Annotated in this window: 6 protein-coding genes and 2 pseudogenes; 6 read left to right on the forward strand and 2 right to left on the reverse strand. The window is 46.4% G+C overall.

Features of this window, described 5'->3' with window-relative positions:
* The 5 genes and pseudogenes from G470_RS13510 to G470_RS0111175 all read left to right on the forward strand — a co-directional run.
* Nucleotides 1-263: pseudogene (locus G470_RS13510) on the forward strand (ISLre2-like element ISAot1 family transposase); the annotation flags it as partial.
* 162 nt (nt 264-425) lie between these two features.
* A complete protein-coding gene (ispE, locus tag G470_RS0111160; RefSeq protein ID WP_028274870.1) occupies nt 426-1,277 on the forward strand; it encodes a 4-(cytidine 5'-diphospho)-2-C-methyl-D-erythritol kinase in 852 nt (283 codons plus the stop codon).
* A gap of 155 nt (nt 1,278-1,432) precedes the next feature.
* Complete coding sequence (locus G470_RS0111165; protein WP_028274871.1) at nt 1,433-2,383, forward strand: metal ABC transporter substrate-binding protein; 951 nt, start codon at nt 1,433-1,435, stop codon at nt 2,381-2,383.
* Between the two features lie 28 nt (nt 2,384-2,411).
* The gene (locus G470_RS0111170) at nt 2,412-3,119 is read left to right on the forward strand and encodes a metal ABC transporter ATP-binding protein (RefSeq protein WP_028274872.1); all 708 of its coding nucleotides are present in this window, start codon (nt 2,412-2,414) and stop codon (nt 3,117-3,119) included.
* On the forward strand, nt 3,065-3,895 hold the full coding sequence (locus G470_RS0111175; protein ID WP_028274873.1) for a metal ABC transporter permease: 831 nt from the start codon (nt 3,065-3,067) through the stop codon (nt 3,893-3,895). The genes G470_RS0111170 and G470_RS0111175 overlap by 55 nt, the downstream gene beginning before the upstream one ends.
* A 100-nt stretch (nt 3,896-3,995) precedes the next feature.
* Here the strand turns inward: G470_RS0111175 and G470_RS14935 are convergent, their stop codons facing one another.
* Together G470_RS14935 and G470_RS14940 are read right to left on the reverse strand one after the other, a co-directional pair.
* The gene (locus G470_RS14935) at nt 3,996-4,121 is read right to left on the reverse strand and encodes a YndM family protein (protein WP_240470682.1); all 126 of its coding nucleotides are present in this window, start codon (nt 4,119-4,121) and stop codon (nt 3,996-3,998) included.
* Nucleotides 4,122-4,136: 15 nt separating this feature from the next.
* On the reverse strand, nt 4,137-4,358 hold the full coding sequence (locus G470_RS14940; protein WP_240470683.1) for a DUF2512 family protein: 222 nt from the start codon (nt 4,356-4,358) through the stop codon (nt 4,137-4,139).
* Between the two features lie 288 nt (nt 4,359-4,646).
* Here G470_RS14940 and G470_RS13520 point away from each other — a divergent pair.
* Nucleotides 4,647-5,072: pseudogene (locus tag G470_RS13520) on the forward strand (pur operon repressor); the annotation flags it as partial.
* Nucleotides 5,073-5,349: the final 277 nt, after the last annotated feature.

The raw sequence follows: 5,349 nt of genomic DNA on the forward strand, positions 1-5,349 counted from the left end.
AGAGACAAGGCCGAAGCTGGACAAAAAAAGGAGCTAGCCACGTTGTGGCAATTCTCACTGCAGAGAAAAATGGGCTTTTACAGACAGCTTTAACAGCTGAAATAACAGATAAAGTCGAATCACTAGGTGAAGAGATTAAAGGAGCTGTCCGTCAAGCGTTAAAGAAAATAGATTCTACGGCCCAAACAATCCAAACGGGTTCTATCGTCAATTATGGTCCGAAAAGCAGCTTTATAGGCCAACTAGCCCTTTCATTTAGTTAAATGAATAGAAACAAATAACCGCATTTATATTAAGGGTCATTTAGAATAAAGGTTACCGAGGAAAACTTGACGCATACCGCAAAGAACAGATTTCCACTTTTCAAAAGAATGATGATATACTACTATATACAACAGAGAAAAAACGAAGAAAGGAGGACATAAATGGAAGTCATAGAAAAAGCGCCGGCGAAGATCAATTTGAATCTGGATGTGTTGGGCAAACGAGATGATGGTTATCACGAGATGAGGATGGTCATGACCTCCATCGATTTAGCCGATCATTTGACATTCAAGCCCTTGGAAGAAGACCGGATTGTGCTTCATTCCAACAGCGGTTTTATGCCGCTGGATGAGCGCAACATCGTGTATAAGACAGCTCTTTTGGTGAAGGAACGGTTCAACGTGACAAAAGGCGTCGACATCACAATCGACAAGCAGATTCCGATTGCCGCAGGACTGGGCGGCGGCAGCAGTGACGCAGCAGCGACGTTGAGAGGATTGAACCGCTTATGGAATCTTGGCCAGTCGTTGGAGGACTTGGCTCTTCTTGGAGCGGAAATCGGATCGGATGTCCCTTACTGCGTGCACGGACGGACAGCGCATGCCACCGGAAGAGGAGAAAAAATTGAACTCATTGAAGAGATTCCCCAATGTTGGGTGGTATTGGTGAAGCCGCGCAAAGGCATTTCCAGCTGGATGATTTTTGAAAACTTAAACGTTGAGAGCCTTCAACGTTACAACACCGAAGAGATGTTGGAAGCCATTAAAAATCACGATTACGAACAAGTCGCCAAACATGCAGGGAATGCGCTGGAACAAGTTTCTGTGGAAAAGCAGCCTGCCATCAAACAAATCAAGGAAAAAATGCTGCAATTCGGAGCGGATGCGGCCTTGATGAGCGGGACCGGGCCGACCATTTACGGGCTGTGCAAACACAGCTCACGTGCTCATCGCGTGTACAATGGATTGAAAGGCTTTTGCGATGAAGTCTATCTTGTGCGGACACTGAAATAAAGAATAGATGGAAAAAGAGGCGGGAACGTCTCTTTTTTGCTGGATGGAAAACAAGCGGCAACTTCTTCTTGACGGATGAAAAGCCGGGATGCTACACTATAGGGTGTAAATCGGAACGGTTACGATTTAGAATTTGTTTGAATGTGAGGATAGAAATGAAAAAGATATTAAGAACAGGCTTGACGGTGGCGTTCGCACTAGGGCTTTTTGGATGCGGAAATGCCGGGCAGGACACTTCAGATGGAAACGCGGATACCGACAGCCTCTCGGTGGTCACCACTTTTTATCCGATGTATGAATTTACCCAGCAGGTGGCGGGAGAAGCGGCGGATGTGTCGATGCTCATTCCATCCGGCACGGATTCCCATGGCTTTGAGCCGAGTGCCAAAGATGTCGCGCAAATATCAGAAGCGGATGTCTTTGTGTACAGCAGCCCAGAAATGGAAACGTGGGTGACGGATATTTTGAATGTCATCGAATCGGAAGATGTGGTAGTAGTGGAAGCCTCTGAGGCGATTGAATTGTTGGAAAATGAGACTGAACACGATCATGAACATGCCCACGGAGAAGAAGGCCACACCCATGCGGTCGATCCCCATGTGTGGCTGGACCCTATTTATGCCCAACAGCAAGTGGAGGCGATTCGGGACGGCTTGATTGAAGCAGATCCGGACAACCAGACGCTGTATACGGAGCAGGCAGCCCACTTCAACTCAGAGTTGGACACGTTACACCAAGACTTCACCCAAGCGTTTGAAGGAGCCGAAAACCGGGTGTTTGTGACGCAGCATGCGGCATTCGGGTACTTGGCAAATCGCTACGGACTGATACAAGAGTCCATAGGAGGATATTCGACAGAAACAGAACCGGATCCTGCACGGTTGGCTGGAATCAGTTCATTTATCCGAGAAAACAATCTGCCCGTCGTGTACTACAACCAAAGTGAATCTTCTGCCATTGCGGAAACGGTCGCTGAAGAAACAGGCATCGAAACCGCACAGCTGCATTCCATCGAAGGTGTATCGGATGTGGAGCAGGCGGACGGCGCGACCTATTTGACGTTGATGCGCCAGAATTTAGAGGTATTGAAGCTCAGTATCCGCTGAGACGGTTAGAGAGAAAGAAGGAGAAAACGTGCACTATATCGAAGTGGAAAATTTGGCATTTTACTATGAAGACGAGCCGGTACTGGAAAACATCACGTTTACCGTGGATGCCGGCGAGTTTGTGATGCTCACAGGGGAAAACGGGGCGGCCAAAACCACCCTTTTGCGCAATGTCTTAGGGTTGTTGAAACCGACAAAAGGAAACGTGACCTTGGCGTCCAAGAATGTACGCGGCGATAAATTGTCCATCGGTTACATTCCGCAGCAAGTCGCTTCCTTTAATGCGGGATTTCCAAGCACGGTCATTGAACTGGTCCAGTCTGGGCGGTATCCGCGAGGGAAATGGTTCCGCCGGATGGATGAAGAAGACCATGAACACGTCCGACGCGCATTGGAATCCGTCGGAATGTGGGATATGCGCCACAAAAAAATCGGAGAACTGTCCGGAGGGCAAAAGCAACGAATTTCCATCGCCCGCGTATTTGCGACTGATCCCGATTTGTTTGTGTTGGACGAACCGACAACGGGAATGGATATCCAGTCCCGGACAGAGTTTTACAGTCTTTTGCAGCACAACTCCCAAGTGCACGGCAAAGGCATTTTGATGGTGACGCACGACCATGATGAAATCAAACAGTATGCGGACAAACACATTCAATTGATCAGGAAGGAGGATACGCCGTGGAGATGTTTCTCTATGGATTCATGCAAAGAGCTTTCCAAGCATCCTTCCTAATTTCATTAATCGCCCCTGTCTTAGGGCTGTTTTTGATTTTGCGTAGGCAGTCGCTTGTGGCGGACACATTGTCTCATGTTTCCCTGGCCGGGGTGGCTTTAGGATTTTTAATGGGGGTGAACCCCACATATACCACGTTTGCCGTGGTTATCGTAGTGGCTATTTTATTGGAATATTTACGGAGGGTTTACCGGGCCTATTCGGAAATTTCCATCGCAATCTTGATGTCGGCGGGAATGGCGGTTGCGTTGGTGCTGTTGGGGCTCAACGAAGGTGGTTCGACCATCAGCATCCAACAATACTTATTTGGATCGATTGTCACCATCACCTCTGAACAAGTGTGGATGCTCTTAATTTTGACCGTCTCTGTCTTGGTGTTGTACCTCATTTTCCGTCGGCCGATGTATGTGCTGACGTTTGATGAAGAAGCGGCCTTTGTTTCCGGGCTGCCGGTTCAATGGATGTCGGTGTTGTTCAATATTTTGACGGGAGTCACCATCGCGGTGATCATGCCGATCGTGGGGGCGTTGTTGGTGTCGGCGATACTGGTCCTGCCGGCGGCGATTTCCATGCGCTTGAGTAAAAGTTTCAACGGAGTTATTCTTATCGGCATCCTGATTGCGTTGGTTGGAATGTTCTCCGGCTTGACCGTTTCCTACGAATACGGCACTCCGCCGGGCGCAACCATCGCCTTGATTTATGTAGCGGTGTTTGCCCTGACATCAGCCGTCAAATTCGGAATCAAAAAAGCACCAAAAGTCGGTATCGGGGATTAAGTGATAGATGCATCACGAAAATGATGCGCGGGGATGCAAAAAATTGAAAAAATAAAACCACTGAGCTTTATACAAAGCCCAGTGGTTTTTTATGATTTTGTTACGGCATACGGCGTTCGTCAGGAATGATGTGTGCACGCAGGAGCCATTGGTGGAACCAATACTCGAACACGCCGATCAAAGCTGCCGAGATGAAGCTCCAAAGCAAAACGTCGTTGTAGTCCATAGACGATAGATAAAGCTACAAAATTAAGAAGGCTGTACCGGCGTCTACAATTGTCGCGACAATGTTGCCGAACTTGCGCAGTACAAGCATGTCACCCATGAGATAAAGCGCGGCGGTAGTAATCAGACCAGCAATGATGGAATCTCTCGTGGCAACATCCGCCAATAAGGACATGACAATCCACACAATCAACAAAATAACTACCGTTTTAACCGCAATGGCTTTCAGGTGATTCATCGTTTTCCTTCCTTTCACCACTGGTTACTTTCTATCCAAATCATATAAGGAATGCTTCGAGGATACAATTTTAACGACTCCGATTTTGTATTTTTTCTAAGCGGAGGAGAACAATCATGGTGAAAAAAGAATAGAACTGAAAAGAAAGTGTCCAAAAGCCGAACGTTCGGCATAAAAATCTTGCAAAACTCTACCTTTTTTCTGATTTCAAGCGTATAATGAGGGAGGACGCTTGAATAGAATCAGGCATAGGGTTTGAGCGGAAATGAATACAAATGAGGTGTGAAAGTGAAGATAAAAAGAAGCGAACGATTAGTTGATATGACTTATTATTTATTGCAACATCCACACGCATTGATTCCACTAACTTTTTTCTCCACCAAATACAAAGCGGCCAAATCTTCCATCAGTGAAGATTTGGGAATCATCAAACGGACATTCTCTGCCCAAGGCATCGGGTTATTGGAAACCATGCCGGGAGCTACAGGAGGGGTAAGGTACGTTCCGAAGGTGAAGGATCGGGAAGCGTTGGAATACATCCAACAATTGTGCACTCAACTTTCAGATTCCAACCGTTTGTTGCCGGGAGGGTACGTGTACCTATCGGATTTGCTCGGCAATCCGGACGTACTGAGAGAAGTCGGACGAATCATTGCGAGCCAGTACTTTGATAAAGATGTGGACGCTGTGATGACTGTGGCCACTAAAGGACTATGTGTAAAATAGTTGTCGGAAAGTAAAATAGTAGGGTAAGAAATTAAAGTAGACAAAAAGGAAGAAGACCCTTAATCTAGAGATAACCACAAATCCAGAAAAGAGGTCTTCTTATGAATCAAATTATAGCAGAAATTGCCAGTATATTAAAGGATTCTGAAACATTATTAGACAGTGAAATACGATTAGATCAATACCTTCCAAAAGTCATGTGTGAGCTGGTTTCCAAAGCAATCGAGATGATTGATTTGGAATTAATTCATACTTATAAAGAAAA

The sequence above is a fragment of the Atopococcus tabaci DSM 17538 genome (genome assembly GCF_000429585.1).
In the GTDB taxonomy this organism is placed as follows: domain Bacteria; phylum Bacillota; class Bacilli; order Lactobacillales; family Carnobacteriaceae_A; genus Atopococcus; species Atopococcus tabaci.